Origin of the sequence: Streptomyces sp. SID5785 (assembly GCF_009870065.1) — a bacterium.
Classification (GTDB): domain Bacteria; phylum Actinomycetota; class Actinomycetes; order Streptomycetales; family Streptomycetaceae; genus Streptomyces.
Window position 1 is genome coordinate 1 of sequence record NZ_WWIA01000585.1, and the last position, 16,325, is coordinate 16,325.

General features: G+C 71.8%; 13 protein-coding genes. 4 read left to right on the top strand and 9 right to left on the bottom strand.

Annotated elements, in window-relative coordinates; translation table 11 throughout:
• The 3 genes from GTW43_RS18840 to GTW43_RS18850 form a co-directional block, all read left to right on the top strand.
• Positions 1-1,504 (top strand): alkaline phosphatase family protein (locus tag GTW43_RS18840; protein WP_161303192.1); only part of this gene is annotated, 1,504 nt, incomplete at its 5' end.
• Positions 1,505-1,589: 85 nt separating this feature from the next.
• Positions 1,590-2,999, top strand: a complete 1,410-nt coding sequence (locus GTW43_RS18845; RefSeq protein ID WP_161303193.1) for an amino acid permease — start codon at positions 1,590-1,592, stop codon at positions 2,997-2,999.
• Positions 3,000-3,097: 98 nt separating this feature from the next.
• Positions 3,098-3,523, top strand: a complete 426-nt coding sequence (locus GTW43_RS18850; protein ID WP_161303194.1) for an OsmC family protein — start codon at positions 3,098-3,100, stop codon at positions 3,521-3,523.
• A gap of 53 nt (positions 3,524-3,576) precedes the next feature.
• Here the strand turns inward: GTW43_RS18850 and GTW43_RS18855 are convergent, their stop codons facing one another.
• The 6 genes from GTW43_RS18855 to GTW43_RS18880 form a co-directional block, all read right to left on the bottom strand.
• Positions 3,577-4,440, bottom strand: coding sequence for a helix-turn-helix transcriptional regulator (locus GTW43_RS18855; protein WP_161303195.1), 864 nt, complete (start codon positions 4,438-4,440; stop codon positions 3,577-3,579).
• Positions 4,441-4,479: 39 nt separating this feature from the next.
• Positions 4,480-5,202, bottom strand: coding sequence for a respiratory nitrate reductase subunit gamma (narI, locus tag GTW43_RS18860; RefSeq protein WP_161303196.1), 723 nt, complete (start codon positions 5,200-5,202; stop codon positions 4,480-4,482).
• Complete coding sequence (gene narJ / locus GTW43_RS18865) at positions 5,199-5,807, bottom strand: nitrate reductase molybdenum cofactor assembly chaperone (protein ID WP_161303197.1); 609 nt, start codon at positions 5,805-5,807, stop codon at positions 5,199-5,201. The genes narI and narJ overlap by 4 nt, the downstream gene beginning before the upstream one ends.
• A complete protein-coding gene (gene narH / locus GTW43_RS18870) occupies positions 5,804-7,444 on the bottom strand; it encodes a nitrate reductase subunit beta (protein ID WP_237536686.1) in 1,641 nt (546 codons plus the stop codon). Before narH ends, narJ begins: the two co-directional genes overlap by 4 nt.
• A 4-nt stretch (positions 7,445-7,448) precedes the next feature.
• The gene (locus GTW43_RS18875) at positions 7,449-11,135 is read right to left on the bottom strand and encodes a nitrate reductase subunit alpha (protein ID WP_161303198.1); all 3,687 of its coding nucleotides are present in this window, start codon (positions 11,133-11,135) and stop codon (positions 7,449-7,451) included.
• 110 nt (positions 11,136-11,245) lie between these two features.
• Complete coding sequence (locus tag GTW43_RS18880; protein WP_161303199.1) at positions 11,246-12,055, bottom strand: helix-turn-helix transcriptional regulator; 810 nt, start codon at positions 12,053-12,055, stop codon at positions 11,246-11,248.
• A 39-nt stretch (positions 12,056-12,094) separates the two neighbouring features.
• On the opposite strand from GTW43_RS18880, the gene GTW43_RS18885 reads away from it, so the two are divergent.
• A complete protein-coding gene (locus GTW43_RS18885; RefSeq protein ID WP_161303200.1) occupies positions 12,095-12,400 on the top strand; it encodes a 4a-hydroxytetrahydrobiopterin dehydratase in 306 nt (101 codons plus the stop codon).
• A gap of 29 nt (positions 12,401-12,429) precedes the next feature.
• Here GTW43_RS18885 and GTW43_RS18890 read toward each other — a convergent pair whose 3' ends face one another.
• The 3 genes from GTW43_RS18890 to GTW43_RS18900 all read right to left on the bottom strand — a co-directional run bounded on the left by GTW43_RS18890 (position 12,430) and on the right by GTW43_RS18900 (position 16,317).
• On the bottom strand, positions 12,430-13,413 hold the full coding sequence (locus GTW43_RS18890; protein ID WP_161303203.1) for an aldo/keto reductase: 984 nt from the start codon (positions 13,411-13,413) through the stop codon (positions 12,430-12,432).
• Between the two features lie 138 nt (positions 13,414-13,551).
• Complete coding sequence (locus tag GTW43_RS18895) at positions 13,552-14,415, bottom strand: aldo/keto reductase (RefSeq protein WP_161303201.1); 864 nt, start codon at positions 14,413-14,415, stop codon at positions 13,552-13,554.
• Between the two features lie 153 nt (positions 14,416-14,568).
• Complete coding sequence (locus GTW43_RS18900; protein WP_161303204.1) at positions 14,569-16,317, bottom strand: AMP-dependent synthetase/ligase; 1,749 nt, start codon at positions 16,315-16,317, stop codon at positions 14,569-14,571.
• Positions 16,318-16,325: the final 8 nt, after the last annotated feature.

The window sequence follows — 16,325 nt, forward strand, 5'->3', positions numbered from 1 at the left end:
CACCCCGTGGCGCACCGACTGGTCGAGCCAGACCGGCGCCAGCCAGCTCGGCATCCTGCACGGCTCCACCTACGACCTGCCGGCCTTCCGCTGGTACGAGAAGGACACCGGCGAGATCCAGGTGTCCAACCGCCCGACGAGCGCCGCCGAGCTGCAGCGCCGCGCCGTCGAGCGCACCGGGGACGGCGGGCTGCTCACCTTCGACGGCGCCAGCCGCGGCAACCTCTTCAGCGGCGGCGCCGAGCAGGTCGCCCTCGTGCTGTCCGTCGCCGCCCGCCGCGGCAGACAGAACCGCTCGCGCGCCGGGTACTTCGCCTACTTCTCCGACCCGGCCAACGCGGTCCGCACCGCCCTCTCCTTCGGCGCCGAGGTCGGCCGCGAGATCGGCCAGTCCACCCGGGCCCGGATCCGCCGGCAGCGCCCACGGATCGGCCGCGGCGGGCTCTACCCGTTCATCCGCGCCTTCGCCACGGTCGTCGAGCGGGACGTCGTCGTCGCCGCCGTCATGGGCGACCTGCTGGCCGGGCGCACGGCCGTCTACGCCGACCTCGTCGCCTACGACGAGGTCGCCCACCACTCGGGCCCCTTCAGCCGGGACGCCGAACAGGTCCTCCAGCGGCTCGACCGCTCCCTCGCCCTGATCGCCAAAGCCGCCGACCACGCCCCGCGCCCGTACCGCATCGTCGTCCTGTCCGACCACGGCCAGAGCCCCGGCGAGACCTTCCACGCCCGCTACGGACTGACCCTCCAGGAGCTGGTCAGGGCCGGCTGCGGACTGCCCGTGCCGCGCCGCGCCCGGCGCACCCACAGTGGCGCCGAGGCCCGCTCCGCGGTGCGCGCCGCGCTGCACCGGCCCGTCGAGCGGACCGAACAGCCGCCCCGCCGCGGCGGCCGCAGCGAGCCCGTCGTCCTCGCCTCCGGGAACCTGGGTCTCGTCTCCTTCCCCGACGTCCCGCACCGCATGACCCGCGAGGAGCTCGACGCCCGGCACCCGGCCCTGCTCACGACCCTGGCCAACCACCCGGGCATCGGGTTCCTCCTCGTCCGCAGCGCCGAGCACGGCGGAGTCGTCCTCGGCGCCCGCGGCGACGAGGTGCCGCTCGCCGACCTCACCGACGGCAAGGGACCGCTCGCCGGGTTCGCGCCCGGGGCCGCCGACGCGGTGCGCCGCACCCACTCCTTCCCGCACACCGCGGACATCATGGTCAACTCCTGGTACGACCCGCTGGACGGCGAGGTGCTCGCCTTCGAGGAGCAGATCGGCTCGCACGGCGGGCTCGGCGGCGCCCAGGGCCGGCCCTTCCTGCTGTCCCCGCCGCAGCTGTCGCCGCCGGCCGCGGACGGCGCCGAGATCGTCGGCGCCGAGCAGGTGCACCAGGTGCTGCGCCGGTGGCTGCGCGAGTGCGACGGACCGCAGGTGCCGGTGGAGAATTCCCCGGCCGGCGACCGCGGCATCGCATCATTTGCGGCGCTGCCCCCCGAGGCGCGGGAGGAATCCGCCTGATTTGGCGGGTGGTGTCCGGCCGCCGGAGCATGGACCGCCGCCCGGCGATCCCGAGGCGGTCCCTGCACGACCGAGAGGCACCCCCATGCACGACACCGGCACCGCCGTTCAGACCCCGGCGGAGAGCGCACCGGGGGAGCCCGACCGGACCCCGCCGACAGCCGGCACCGGCGCGAGCCGGCACACCCGCCGCTTCGGCCTCCCCGTCGCCACGGCGCTCGTCATGGGGAACATCATCGGCGGGGGCATCTTCCTGCTCCCCGCCTCCGTCGCCCCGTACGGCACCGTCAGCCTGCTCGCCTTCGGCGTGCTCACCGTCGGGGCGATCGCGCTCGCCCTCGTCTTCGGCCGGCTCGCGCACCGCCACCCGAAGACCGGCGGGCCCTACGTCTACGCCCGCGAGGCCTTCGGCGACTTCGCCGGGTTCCTCGCCGCGTGGAGCTACTGGATCACCGCCTGGGTCTCCAACGCGGCGCTGGCCGTCGCCGCCGTCGGCTACGTCGACGTGCTGACACCGCTGCACGGCTCCACGCTGTGGACCCTGCTCGCCGCGCTCGCCTGCCAGTGGCTGCCCGCCCTGTCCAACCTCGCCGGCACCCGCTGGTTCGGCGCGGTCCAGCTCGTGTCCACGGTGCTGAAGTTCGCCCCGCTGCTGCTCGTCGCGATCGGCGGCCTGTTCTTCTTCGACGCGGACAACCTCGGCCCGTTCCGCGCGGGCGGTGAGTCCACGCTCGGCGCCGTGTCCGCGTCCGCCGCGATCCTGCTGTTCAGCTACATCGGTGTCGAGTCCGCCTCGGTCAGTGCCGGCGAGGTCCGCAACCCCCAGCGCAACGTGGGCCGCGCCACCGTCCTCGGCACCGCCCTCGCGGCCCTCGTCTACCTGCTGTGCACGGTCGCCGTGTTCGGCACCGTCGCGCACGGCCGGCTCGTCGACTCCAAGGCCCCGCTCTCCGACGCCGTCAACGCCATGTTCGGCGGCACCTGGGGCGGCACCGCCGTCGCGGTCGCCGCCCTCGTCTCGATCGTCGGCGCGCTCAACGGCTGGACCCTGCTCAGCGCCCAGACCCCGTACGCCGCCGCGAAGGACGGCCTGTTCCCCGCCGCGTTCGCCCGGCGCAGCCGCGGCATCCCCACCTTCGGTGTCGTCGTCGCCGTCGGCCTCGCGTCGCTGCTGACCGTCTACAACTACACGGTGGGCTCGGCGGGCGTCTTCGAGACCCTGGTCCTCGTGACCACGTTCACCGCCACCGTCCCCTATCTGCTGGCCACGGCCGCGCAGATCTACTTCCTGCTGTCCGGCCGGGGTGACCGCGTGCGGCCCGCCCGGCTCGCCCGGGACCTCGTGCTCGCCGTCGCCGCGTTCGGGTTCTCGATGTGGCTGGTCGGCGGCGCCGGGTACGCGGCTGTCTACCAGGGCGTGCTGTTCCTCTTCGCCGGCGTCCTCGTCTACGCGTGCATGGCGGCCCGCAGGACACGCGGCGCGTCCCGGGCGTAGCGCCCCGGACGGCTGGCGCGGGCAGGTCCTGCGGGTGCGACGAGCGGGGATGTGGTCGGATGGACTCGCATACCTCCCGGAAACGGAAAGGACCCATCGTGGCTACCACGCGCTCCGCCCACACCGTGTGGGAAGGCAACCTGCTCGAGGGCAGCGGCACCGTCACCTTCGACTCCTCCGGCATCGGCCAGCAGCCGGTGTCCTGGCCCTCCCGCGCCGAGCAGGCGAACGGGAAGACCAGCCCCGAGGAGCTGATCGCCGCCGCGCACTCGTCCTGCTTCTCCATGGCGCTCTCGCACGGCCTGGCCGGCGCCGGCACCCCGCCCACCAAGCTGGTCACCTCGGCCGACGTCACGTTCCAGCCCGGCGAGGGCATCAAGGGCATCCACCTCACCGTCGAGGGCGAGGTGCCGGGCCTCGACGAGCAGGCCTTCCAGGCGGCCGCCGAGGACGCGAAGAAGAACTGCCCGGTCAGCCAGGCGCTGAGCGGCACGACCATCACCCTGTCGGCCAAGCTCTCCTGACACGGGCGAGCCGTCCGCCGTGCTCCGTGCCGCGGGTGTGCCCGCGGCACGGCTCAGTCCAGGTCCGCGCGGAACTTGCGCAGCAGCTCCACCGTGCGCTCGGTGCCCGCGGCCTGCGCCACCAGGTGGTCGAGGACTTCCAGATGGGTGCTGACCTCGTCCCGCGAGTCCAGGTAGAGGGCGCCCGTGACGTACTCGCTGAAGACCATGTCGGGCAACTCCCGCACCGGGAACCGGAACAGGCTGAACGGACCGAACGTCGCGGGGTGCGGCCCCGTCGCGAACTCGGCCAGCTGCAGCGTCACATGGGGCAGCCGCGCCACCTCGATCAGCCGGTCGAGCTGGCCGCGCAGCACCGCGGGTCCGCCCGGCGGTCGCCGCAGCACCGTCTCGTCCATGACGACCCACAGGTGCGGCGCGTCCTCCCGCTCGAGCAGCGACTGGCGCGCCATGCGCAGCGACACGTGCCGCTCGATCTCCTCGGGCCGCGAGCGCCCCACGGTGCCCGCGTCGAACACGGCGCGCGCGTACGCCTCGGTCTGCAGCAGCCCCGGCACGAAGTGCGGTTCGTAGGAGCGGATCAGCTCGGCGGCGCCCTCCAGGCTCACGTAGAGGCTGAACCACTCGGGCAGCACGTCGTGGTACCGCTGCCACCAGCCGGGCAGGTTGGCCTCCTCGGCCAGCGCCACGAACGCCTCGATCTCGGCCTCGCCGATCCCGTACAGCTCCAGGAGCATCTGCACGTACGGGATCTTGAGGGCCACCTCGGCCGTCTCCATGCGGCGGATCGTCGCCCCGGTCACCCGCAGTGCGCGGGCCGCCTCGTCCCGCTTGAGGCCCTTGGCCTCCCGCAGGTCCTGCAGGCGTCTGCCCAGGACGACCTGGCCCACGGTGGGGGCGGGCCGTCGTTCACTCACGTCACGTCTCCCCACGTGCCGGCCGACGACGGACAGCGGCTACGACCCGGTGCGCTCCCACCCCCGACGCTCCGGCCGCGCGGCGAGCCGCCGCGGATCGCGGCTGCGGTAGACCACGTACGGTCGGAACAGGTACTGCACCGGCGCGCTGAACATATGCACGAGCCGGGTGAACGGTACCAGTGCGATGAGGAGCATGCCCACCACCGCGTGGATCTGGTAGAGCACCGGCACCCCCTCCATCCGGTACGTGTCCGGGCTCAGGGTGAACAGGCTGCGGGCCCACGGGCCGATCGTCTCGCGGTAGTTGTAGCCGTCGCCCGTGGAGTGCATGAGCTTGGCGACCATGCCCAGCACGAGCGCGCCGAGCAGGAACACGTACATCAGCTTGTCGTTGCGGGTCGTCGCCTTGAAGACCGGGGCCTTCGTGCGCCGCCGGTACACGAGCAGGAAGATCCCGCACACCGCGAGCACGCCCGCGAACGTGCCGCCGATCAGCGAGAACATGTGGTACGTGTGCTCGCTGACGCCCACCTTGTCCGTCCACGACATCGGGATGAACAGGCCGACGAGATGGCCGACCAGGACGAACAGGATGCCGTAGTGGAAGACCGGTGAGGCGATGTTGAGCAGCTTCGACTCGTAGACCTGTGAGGAGCGCGTCGTCCAGCCGAACTTGTCGTAGCGGTAGCGCCAGATCGTGCCCGCGACGAGCAGCACGAAGGCCACGTAGGGCAGGACGCCCCAGATCAGGGTGGTCACGGGGCGTGCTCCTTCACCAGCAGCGGCAGTTCGCCGAGTTCGGGGCGGAAGCCGAAGGGTTCGAGGCCGACGTCCTCGCGGGGCGGTCCCGACCGGGCCAGCGCCAGCGCCTCGGCGCGGTCCTTGGGGGAGGGGCCCGGCAGCGTCGCGCACACGGCGTCCAGGACGGCCGCGTACGGGGTGCCGTGCTCGCTCAGCGCGATCCGCAGCAGCTCGAGCCCGCTGCGGTGGTCCTCGAGGAGGAAGGGCCCGGCCTGCGCGGAGAACTCCAGGACCGCCGGCAGGAAGTCCGGCAGCTCCTCGCCGGTGAACTCCATGCCGTGCTCCCGGTAGATCTCCTTCATGCGCACGAGGGACATCCCGCGCCGGCGTGTGTCCCCGTCCCGCCACCAGGTCAGGTACAGGCTGTGCCGGTTCTTGAAGTCGAAGACCCGCACGTAGTGGGCCGCCAGCTCCTGCGGCGGCGTCGCCTCGGCGTGGTCCACGAACGGGGCGAGCGCGGGCGCCGCGGCCCGCACCAGCGGCAGCCGCCCGTACAGCTCCTCGTCGGGGTACGTGAGGCAGAGCGCGGCCGCCTGGTACAGCAGCCCGGTACGGTCCGTCACGGGGTCTCCTCCTCCTTGTCGGCGGTCTGGCGGCGTTTGGTCAGGTGGAAGCTCTCCACGGACACGACGGGCAGCAGCTTGCGGCCGCCGGTCGTGGTGGTGCCGGAGTCGCCGCCGAAGGGGCCCTCGCCGCCCATCCCGGGCCCGTCCTCGTAGTCGAGCGAGCAGGAGTCGGGCAGCGCCGACTCCTCGAGACGCTGCGCGTCGCCCACCGCCGCCGTCGGGATCACGTACCGGTCCTCGTACTTGGCGATCGCCAGCAGCCGGTACATCTCCTCGATCTCGACGGCCGACATGCCGACCGAGTCGGCGATCGAGGCCTCCGGCCGGTCGCCCAGGTTGATCGCCCGCATGTGGGAGCGCATCGCGGCCAGCTTCTCCAGCGAGGCCCGCACCGGCGCCACGTCTCCGGCCGTGAAGATCTCCGCCAGGTACTCCAGCGGGATGCGCAGCGTGTCGATCGCCCCGAACAGGTTGGCGTGGTCCTCGCCGTCGTGCCCGGTCTCGGTGAGCGCGTCCACGACCGGCGACAGCGGCGGGATGTACCAGACCATCGGCATCGTGCGGTACTCCGGGTGCAGCGGGAGCGCCACCTTGTACTTGCTGATCAGCGCGTGCACGGGGGAGCGGCGCGCCGCCTCCACCCAGTCGAAGGGGATGCCCGCCTCCTCGGCGGCCCGCTGCACGCGGGGGTCCTCCGGATCGAGGAAGACGTCCAACTGTGCTTCGTACAGGCCCTGTTCGTCCTGGGTCTGCGCGGCCTCGGTCACCTTGTCGGCGTCGTAGAGGATCACACCGAGGTAGCGCAGGCGCCCCACGCAGGTCTCCGAGCAGACCGTCGGCAGGCCCACCTCGACGCGCGGGTAGCACATCGTGCACTTTTCGGCCTTGCCGGTGCGGTGGTTGAAGTACACCTTCTTGTACGGGCAGCCCGTCACGCACATCCGCCAGCCGCGGCAGTGGTCCTGGTCGACGAGGACGATGCCGTCCTCCGCGCGCTTGTACATGGCGCCGGAGGGGCAGGACGCGACGCAGGACGGGTTCAGGCAGTGCTCGCAGATGCGCGGCAGATAGAACATGAAGGTCTGCTCGAACGCGAACTTGACCTTGTCCGCCGCCTGCTGACGGGTCTTCTGCACCATCGGGTCGAGGTCGCCGTACTGCGGGGCGCCGCCCAGGTTGTCGTCCCAGTTCGAGGACCACTCGATCTTCATCGGCTTGCCGGTGATCTGCGACAGCGGCCGCGCCACCGGATAGTCGTCGCCGAGCGGGGCGTCGGTCAGGTTCTTGTAGTCGTACGTCCAGGGCTCGTAGTAGTCCTTGATCTCGGGCAGCCTGGGGTTGGAGAAGATGCCGGCGAGCTTGCGGAAGCGGCCGCCGCCCTTGAGCTTGAGGGCGCCCTTCTTGTTGAGCTCCCAGCCGCCGCGCCACTTGTCCTGGTCCTCGTAGCGGCGCGGATAGCCCTGGCCCGGACGGGTCTCGACGTTGTTGAACCAGACGTACTCCATGCCGTTGCGGTTGGTCCACGCCTGCTTGCAGGTGACCGAGCAGGTGTGGCAGCCGATGCACTTGTCGAGGTTCATCACCATGGCGATCTGCGCCATGCAGCGTCCGATCGTGCCTTCGTCACGGGGCATCAGTTCAGTACTCCACCTTCTGGCTGCGGCGCCGGATGACTGTGACCTCGTCGCGCTGGTTGCCCGTCGGGCCGAGGTAGTTGAACGCCCACGACAGCTGGGCGTATCCGCCGATGAGATGGGACGGCTTGAGGATCAGGCGGGTCAGCGAGTTGTGGATGCCGCCGCGCCGGCCGGTGGTCTCCGCCTTCGGGACGTTCACCGTGCGCTCCTGCGCGTGGTGCATGAAGACCGTGCCGGCCGGCATGCGGTGCGAGACGATCGCGCGCGCCACGACCACTCCGTTGCGGTTGACCGCCTCGATCCAGTCGTTGTCCTTCACGCCGATCGCGTCCGCGTCCTGGGGCGCCATCCAGATGGACTGGCCGCCGCGCGAGAGCGCCAGCATGAACAGGTTGTCCTGGTACTCGGAGTGGATCGACCACTTGTTGTGCGGGGTGAGGTAGCGGACGGTCACCTCCTTCTCGCCGTCCGGGCCGAGGCGTGGCTCGCCGAACAGCCGGTTCATGTCCAGCGGTGGCCGGTACACCGGCAGCGCCTCGCCCAGTTCGTGCATCCAGTCGTGGTCGAGGAAGAACTGCTGACGGCCGGTGAGTGTGTGCCAGGGCTTGAGGTGCTCGGTGTTGAGCGTGAACGCCGTGTACCGGCGGCCGCCCGACTCGCTGCCCGACCACTCCGGCGAGGTGATCACCGGCACGGGCGCGGCCTGCGTGTCCGCGTACGTGATGCGTTTGCCCTCGTGCTCGGCCGCCAGGTGCGCCATCTCCTGGCCGGTGCGGGCCTCCAGGGTGTGGAAGCCCTGGGTGGCGAGCCGGCCGTTCGTGGTGCCGGACAGCGCGAGGATGGTGTTCGCCGCCTTGACCGCCGTGTCGAGCGCGGGGCGGCCGTCGGCGGGGCCGCCGCGCACCGTGCCGTTGCGCTCGCGCAGTTCGTCGACCTCCTGGTCGGGGCGGAGCGCGATGCCCTTGGCGGGCAGGCCCAGGTCCTCCACCAGCGGGCCGAGCGCGGCGAACTTCGCGCCGATCGCCGTGTAGTCCCGCTCGACGACCACGAGGTTCGGCAGCGTCTTCCCGGGGACCGGTTCGCACTCGCCCTTGCGCCAGTCAAGGACGACGCCGCCCGGCTGCGCGATCTCCCCCGGGGTGTCGTGCTGGAGCGGCGCCGCCACGAGGTCTTTGCGCACGTCCAGGTGCCCGGCGGCCAGCGTGCTCAGCTTCTCCGCGAGCGCCTTGAAGGTGTCGAAGTCGGTGCGGGCCTGCCACGGCGGGTCCACGGCCGGGGTGAACGAGTGGACGTAGGGGTGCATGTCCGTCGACGACAGGTCGTGCTTCTCGTACCAGGTCGCGGCGGGCAGCACGACGTCGGACAGCAGCGTCGAGGACGTCTGCCGGAAGTCGAGGGAGAGCAGCAGGTCGAGCTTGCCTTCGGGGGCCTCGTCCCGCCAGGTCACCGTCGAGGGCCGCTCGTCGGGCGCGGCCTCCTCGGCGCGCAGCGAGGACTGCGTGCCCAGCAGGTGCTTCGTGAAGTACTCGGCGCCTTTGGCCGACGAGCCCAGGAGGTTCGCCCGCCACAGGGTCAGCACGCGCGGCCAGTTCTCGGGCGCGTCCGGGTCCTCGCAGGCGAACCTGAGGGTGCCCGCCTTCAGTTCGGACACCGTGTCGGCGACCTCCTGCTCGCCGAGCTCCAGCGGGTTGCGGTCGAACGTCGGGTACGAGGGCATCCAGCCGGACCGGGCCGACAGGGCCAGGCAGTCCGCGCCCGTCATGCCCTCGAAGGCACCCTTGCCGAGCGGCGAGGCCAGCACGTCGGCCCCGAACCGGTCGTAGCGCCACTGGTCCGCGTTGAGGAACCAGTACGCGGCCCCGATCATCTGCCGCGGCGGCCGCGACCAGTCGTTCGCGGAGGCCAGGGACGCCCAGCCGGTCACCGGGCGGCACTTCTCCTGGCCGACGTAGTGCGCCCAGCCGCCGCCGTTCCTGCCCTGGCAGCCGGTCAGCTGGAGCAGCGACAGGAAGCCCCGGTAGATGGTCTCCGAGTGGAACCAGTGGTTGGTGCCGGCCCCCATGAGGATCATGCAGCGCCCGCGCGACTTCTCGGCCGTGCGCGCGAACTCCCGCGCGATCTTCACGCACTTCTCGGCGGGCACCGAGGTCAGTGCCTCCTGCCAGCCGGGTGTGCCGGGCGCGTCCCCGTCCTCGTACGAGGACGGCCACTGCCCGGGCAGACCGTCGCGGCCCACGCCGTACTGGGCGAGCAGCAGGTCGAAGACCGTCGTGACCAGCGGGCCGCCCGCGCCGCCGAGCCGGGTCGCGGGCACCCCGCGCCGGACGGTGTCCCCGGCGCCCTGGCCGTGCTCGCCGCCGTCGGTGTCGAAGCGCGGGAGCAGCACCTCGACGCCGGTCGCGACGTCCGTGCCGTGCAGGCTCAACTGCGGGCTGATGTTGCCCAGTTCGAGGTTCCACTTGCCCTTGCCGGACTCGGTCCAGCGAAAGCCGAGCGAACCGTTCGGCACGGCGGGCCGTCCCGTCGCCTCGTCGAGCACCGCCGTCTTCCACTCGGCGCCCTCGCCGCCCTGCCCCAGATCGGTCGCGCGCAGGAACTTCGACGGGACGTACGCGCCGTCCCGCTCCTCCAGCGTCACCAGGAAGGGCAGGTCGGTGAATTTCTTGACGTAGTCCGAGAAGAACGGGGTCTCCCGGTCGACGAAGAACTCCCTGAGGATCACGTGCCCCATCGCGAGCGCCAGCGCGCCGTCCGTGCCGGGGTGCGGGTGCAGCCACTCGTCGGCGAACTTGGCGTTGTCCGCGTAGTCGGGCGCGACCACGACGACCTTCTGGCCGCGGTAGCGGGCCTCGGCCATCCAGTGCGCGTCCGGCGTCCGGGTCACCGGGACGTTCGAGCCCCACATCATCAGGTACGCGGCGTCCCACCAGTCGCCCGACTCCGGCACGTCCGTCTGGTCGCCGAACACCTGCGGGGAGGCCACCGGCAGGTCCGCGTACCAGTCGTAGAACGACAGCATCGGGGCGCCGATCAGCGACATGAAGCGGGCGCCCGCCGCGTGCGACACCATCGACATCGCGGGGATCGGCGAGAAGCCCGCCACCCGGTCCGGGCCGTACGTCTTGATGGTGTGCACATGCGCCGCGGCCACGATCTCCACGGCCTCGTCCCACGTGGCCCGCACCAGCCCGCCCTTGCCGCGGGCCAGCTGGTACCTGCGCCGGCGCTCCGGATCGGCCTGGAGGTCGGCCCACGCGAGCACCGGGTCCCTCAGCCGCGCCTTCGCCTCCCGGTACATCTCCAGGAGCACGCCCCGGATGTAGGGGTAGCGCACCCGCGTCGGCGAGTACGTGTACCAGGAGAACGCGGCGCCGCGCGGACAGCCCCGCGGCTCGTACTCCGGCCGGTCCGGGCCCACGCTCGGATAGTCCGTCTGCTGCGTCTCCCACGTGATGATGCCGTCCTTGACGTACACCTTCCACCGGCACGAGCCGGTGCAGTTCACGCCGTGGGTCGAGTTCACGACCTTGTCGTGACTCCAGCGGTCCCGGTAGAAGACGTCCCCGTCACGGCCGCCCTTGAGCTGCACGCTGTGCAGGTCCGGGGCCGCCTTGCCGCGGCGGAAGAACCGGCCGGCGCGCAGCAGCGCGGCGTCCGGCTCGGTGGGGATGCCCGTCGTGTCAGTCACCGTGTGCTCCCTAGTCATCCGTCCTTCGGACGCTAAGGGGGGCGGCGGCGGGCCACGACCGGGCCGGGGCCGTACGGGTCAGCGGGCGCTCACCGGGGCGCCGGCCGTGCTCAGCCCGCGGCCGACCGGAGGTACTTCACCGTCGCCGGGTCGGCCGGGAGCAGGGTCTCGATCGCCAGCTCGGCGACCGTCACGTCCATCGGGGTGTTGAACGTCGAGATCGACGCCACGAACGACAGCACGTGCCCCTCGTGCTCGATCACCATCGGCAGCGCGAAGTACGGCACCGGCTCCTGCGGCTCCCGGCCCGCGTCCTGCGCACGCACCGGGTACGCCGCCACCTCCTCGTACAGCTCCCGCAGTGCGTCCGAGCGGGACAGCGCGATCTGCCGCTCCATCTGGGCGAGCAGGTGCCCGCGCCACTCGCGCAGATTGCGGATGCGCGGGGCGAGACCCTCGGGGTGCAGGGTCAGCCGCATCGCGTTGAGCGGCTGCGCGGCCAGCAGGTGCTCGGGCAGGGAGTCCATCAGCAGGGCCATGCCGTTGTTGGCCGCCACCACGTTGTACGTCGCGTCGACGATGAACGCGGGGTAGGGCTCGTAGCCCCTCAGCAGTCGCTCGAGCCCCTCCCGCAGCGCCCCCATCGACGGGTCGTCGAGCGGTGTCTCGGAGAAGCGCGGGGCGTAGCCGGCGGCCAGGAGCAGCGCGTTGCGGTCGCGCACCGGGACGTCGAGGTGTTCGGCGAGCCGCAGGATCAGCTCCTCGCTGGGGCGCGAGCGGCCCGTCTCGACGAAGCTGATGTGCCGGGCCGACGAGTCCGCGCGCAGGGCGAGCTCCAGCTGGCTCACCCGGCGCTGTTCCCGCCAGCTCCGCAGCAGACGGCCCACCTCGGACGGGTTCTTGCGCGCCGCAGTCGTCATGACACGACCGTATCCCGGCGGCGGTGGCAGGCTGGAGGCATGGCTACCACACCGCTCTCGCCGCAGGAGATCGAGGAGCGTCTGGCCGGGCTGCCCGGCTGGTCGCTCGACGGCGACCGGATCACCCGTACCTACCGTCTGAGCTCGCACTTCGCGGCGACCGCCCTGGTCGTGCACATCGCCCAGACCCAGGAGGAGCTGAACCACCACTCCGACCTCACCCTCGGCTACAACACGGTGACCCTCGCCGTGCACTCGCACGACGCGGGCGGCGCCGTCACCGAGAAGGACTTCGCGCTGGCCCGCAGAGTGGAGGAGCTGGCCCCCGGGCACCAGGCCGGCTGAGCCCCGCCCGGCCCCCGGCCCGGGGTCCGTCAGGCGGCGGCGAGCCGGGCCCGCTGGTCCGGTGTCAGGGCCAGCTCGACCGCCGCGAGGCTCTCGTCGATCTGGGCCACGGACGAGGCGCCGACCAGCGGGATCGCCGGGACGTCCGCGCCGATCATCCAGGCGAGCACGACCTGGTTCACGGTCGCTCCCGTCTCCTTCGCCACCGCGCGCAGCGCCGCGAGCCGGGCGGCACGGCTGCCGTGGTCGTGGCCGGGACCCAGCGGCTTGTCCGCACGCACGTAGCCGCCCGACAGGAGCGGCGAGTAGGCGACCAGCGTCAGGTCCGGCTCGGCCCGCACCATGCTGAGCAGGTTCCCGTCGGCGGTGCCGGGCTCCCCGTCCGGGGACAACTGCCCGGGCAGGTCGGTGCGGTGGCGCAGATAGCTGTGCTGGTACTGGAGCAGCTCGTAGCCGGGCAGTCCCTCGGCGCGGGCGGTGGCCCGGGCCCGCTCCACCTGCCACGCCCAGTGGTTGGAGACGCCGAGCAGGCCGACCGTGCCCTCCCGGACCAGCGCCCCGAACTCCCGCACGGTCTCGGCCGGTTCGACCGCCGGGTCCGGGATGTGGGCGTACAGCACGTCGAGCCGCTCCGTCCCGAGCCGCTTCGTGCTGCCGGCCACGGCGGTGCGGATCGCGGCGGCCGACAGCCCCTCGGCGTTGTCGACGTAGCCCGTGCCCGGCGCCAGCGGGGCCGCCCCGAGCTTCGTCGCGATCACGACCTCGTCCCGGATGCCGCGGCTGCGCCGCCAGTTGCCCAGGACCGTCTCGCTCTCGCCGCCGACGCTGCCCGTCTGCCAGAAGGCGTAGTTGTCCGACGTGTCGACGAAGCTGCCGCCCGCCTCCACGTACCGGTCGAGGATCGCGAACGCCGTGCGCTCGTCGGTGAGGGTGCCGAACAGCATGGCGCCGAGGCTGAGCACGCTCACCTCGCGCCGGGTCGCCGGGTCGGTGCCGATCGTGCGGTACGTCATGCCTGTCATGGGTGCCCCCTGGGTGTGGCTCGCCGGTCCCGGCCGCCTGGCGCGACCGGGTACTGACGGGGAGTCAACGTGTTGGAGCGCACCCGAAGTCAAGCGTGTGCCCGCATGACTGCTGTGTGCGGAACCCGCTCAGACCACGTCGAAGGTGGCCGGGTCCGGGCCGAGGCGCCGGTCCTCGTTGAGCGCGCGGATCGCGCCCAGGTCCTCCTCGTCGAGCTCGAAGCCGAACGCGTCGAGGTTCTCCACGATCCGCGACGGCGTCACGGACTTGGGGATCGCCACGTGGCCCGTCTGGACGTGCCAGCGGAGCACGACCTGGGCGGGCGTGCGGCCGTGCTTCTGCGCGATGGCGATGATCGCCGGCACCTCGAGCAGCCCCTTGCCCTGGCCGAGCGGCGACCAGGCCTCGGTCGCGATGCCCAGCTCGGCATGGCGCTCGCGCGCGGCGCGCTGCTGGAGGTGCGGGTGCAGCTCGATCTGGTTCACCGCGGGGATCACGTCGGTCTCGGCGGTCAGCCGGTCGAGGTGCTCGGGCAGGAAGTTGGAGACGCCGATGGCGCGGGCGCGCCCGTCCGCGTAGATCTTCTCCATCGCCTTGTACGTGTCCACGTACGTGTCCCTGGACGGCAGCGGCCAGTGGATCAGGTACAGGTCCACGTGGTCGAGGCCGAGCTTCGCCAGCGACGTGTCGAACGCGCGGAGCGTCGCGTCGTGGCCCTGGTCGGCGTTCCAGAGCTTGGTCGTGACGAAGAGGTCCTCGCGGGGCACGCCCGACGCGGCGATCGCGCGGCCGGTGCCCTCCTCGTTGCCGTAGACCGCGGCGGTGTCGATGCTGCGGTACCCGGCCTCCAGGGCCGTCGCGACCGCCTTCTCGGCCTCGTCGTCCGGCACCTGCCACACGCCGAAGCCGAGCTGGGGCATCTCGACGCCGTTGTTCAGGATGATCGGGGGAACCTTGCTCACGAGGTGTCGGTCCTTAGGTCGTCTGGTCATCGGGGCGCACGGAACCTGCGCCCGTCCTCCCATGGTCAACGATCAGGGGCGGGCGCGCATTCCTGGCGAGACGCCTGCCCGGCGTCTCCCGTCACCAGGATGCCAGTCACGTACGTGAACCGGAGGGCGGGGTCGGTGAGCCCTGTCCGCGGATCACGCGTGGTAGAGGGCCTCCACCTCGGCCGCGTACACGGTCTCGATCGCCTTCCGCTTCAGCTTGAGGGACGGCGTGAGCAGCCCGTGCTCCTCGGTGAACTGGTGGGCGAGGATCCGGAAGGTGCGGATCGACTCGGCCTGGGAGACGAGGGTGTTGGCGGCGACGACGGCGCGCCGCACCTCCATCTCCAGATCCGGGTCGCGCACCAGGTCCGCCGGGGACATCAGCTGCTTGCCACGCATGCCGAGCCAGTGCTCGATGGCCTCGGAGTCGAGGGTGACGAGCGCCGAGATGTAGGGGCGGTCGTTGCCGACGACGATGCACTGCGCGACCAGCGGGTGGTCGCGCACCCGCTCCTCCAGCTGCTGCGGCGAGACGCTCTTGCCGCCGGAGGTCACGAGGATCTCCTTCTTGCGGCCGGTGATCGTCAGATAGCCGTCCTCGTCGAGCGCGCCGAGGTCTCCGGTCGCGAGCCAGCCGTCGTGCAGGGTGGCGTCGGTGGCCTTGGGGTCGTTGAGGTAGCCCTGGAAGACGTTGCCGCCGTGCAGCCAGATCTCGCCGTCGTCCGCGATGTGCACCGTGGTGCCGGGGATGGCCTTGCCGACCGTGCCGTAGCGGGTCTGCTCCGGCGGGTTCGCGGTCGCGGCGGCCGTCGACTCGGTCAGTCCGTACCCCTCGTAGACCGCGACGCCGGCGCCGGCGAAGAACAGGCCCAGTCTGCGGTCCATGCCGGAGCCGCCGGACATGGCCTGGCGCACCCGGCCGCCCATCGCCTCGCGCACCTTGGAGTAGACGAGCTTGTCGAACACCGAGTGCTGCATGCGCAGGGAGGCCGACGGCCCGGGACCGGTGCCGAAGGCCTTCGCCTCCTGCGCGTCCGCGTACTTCACGGCGCAGTCCACGGCCTTGTCGAACGCTCCCGCGCGGCCCTCCTTCTCGGCCTTGCGGCGGGCGGCGTTGTACACCTTCTCGAAGATGTACGGGACGGCTAGGATGAACGTCGGGCGGAACGCCTGGAGGTCGGGCAGCAGCGCCGAGGCGTTCAGCGCCGGCTGGTGGCCCATCTTCACGCCGCCGCGCACCGCGGCGACCTCCACCATGCGCCCGAAGACGTGCGCGAGCGGCAGGAAGAGGAGGGTGGAGGGGGTGCGGTCGCGCTTGGAGGAGAACACCGGCTCCCAGCGCTCGATGACCGTGTCCGCCTCGAACATGAAGTTGCCGTGCGAGATGACGCAGCCCTTGGGGCGGCCGGTCGTGCCCGAGGTGTAGATGACCGTCGCCACGGACTCCGGGGTCACCGCGCGGCGGTGGCGCTGCACCGTCTCGTCGTCGACGTGCGCGCCGGCGGCGGTGACCTGGCCGACCGCGCCGCCGTCCAGCTGCCACAGCCGGCGCAGGTGCGGGAGCCGGTCGATGACGGTCGCCATCGTCATCGCGTGGTCCTCGTGCTCCACGATCGCGGCGGTCACCTGGGCGTCGTACATCATCCAGAAGACCTGCTCGGCGGACGAGGTGGGGTACACCGGGACGACCTGGGCGCCGATGGTCCACAGCGCGAAGTCGAACAGGGTCCACTCGTAGCGCGTGCGGGACATGATCGCGACGCGGTCGCCGAACCGGACGCCCTCGGCGAGCAGCCCCTTGGCCAGCGCGAGCACCTCGTCGCGGAACCGGGCCTGGGTGACGTCCTGCCACTGGCCGGCCGCGTCCTTGCGCCCGAAGGCGATGTGGTCCGGATCCTCCAGGGCTCGGA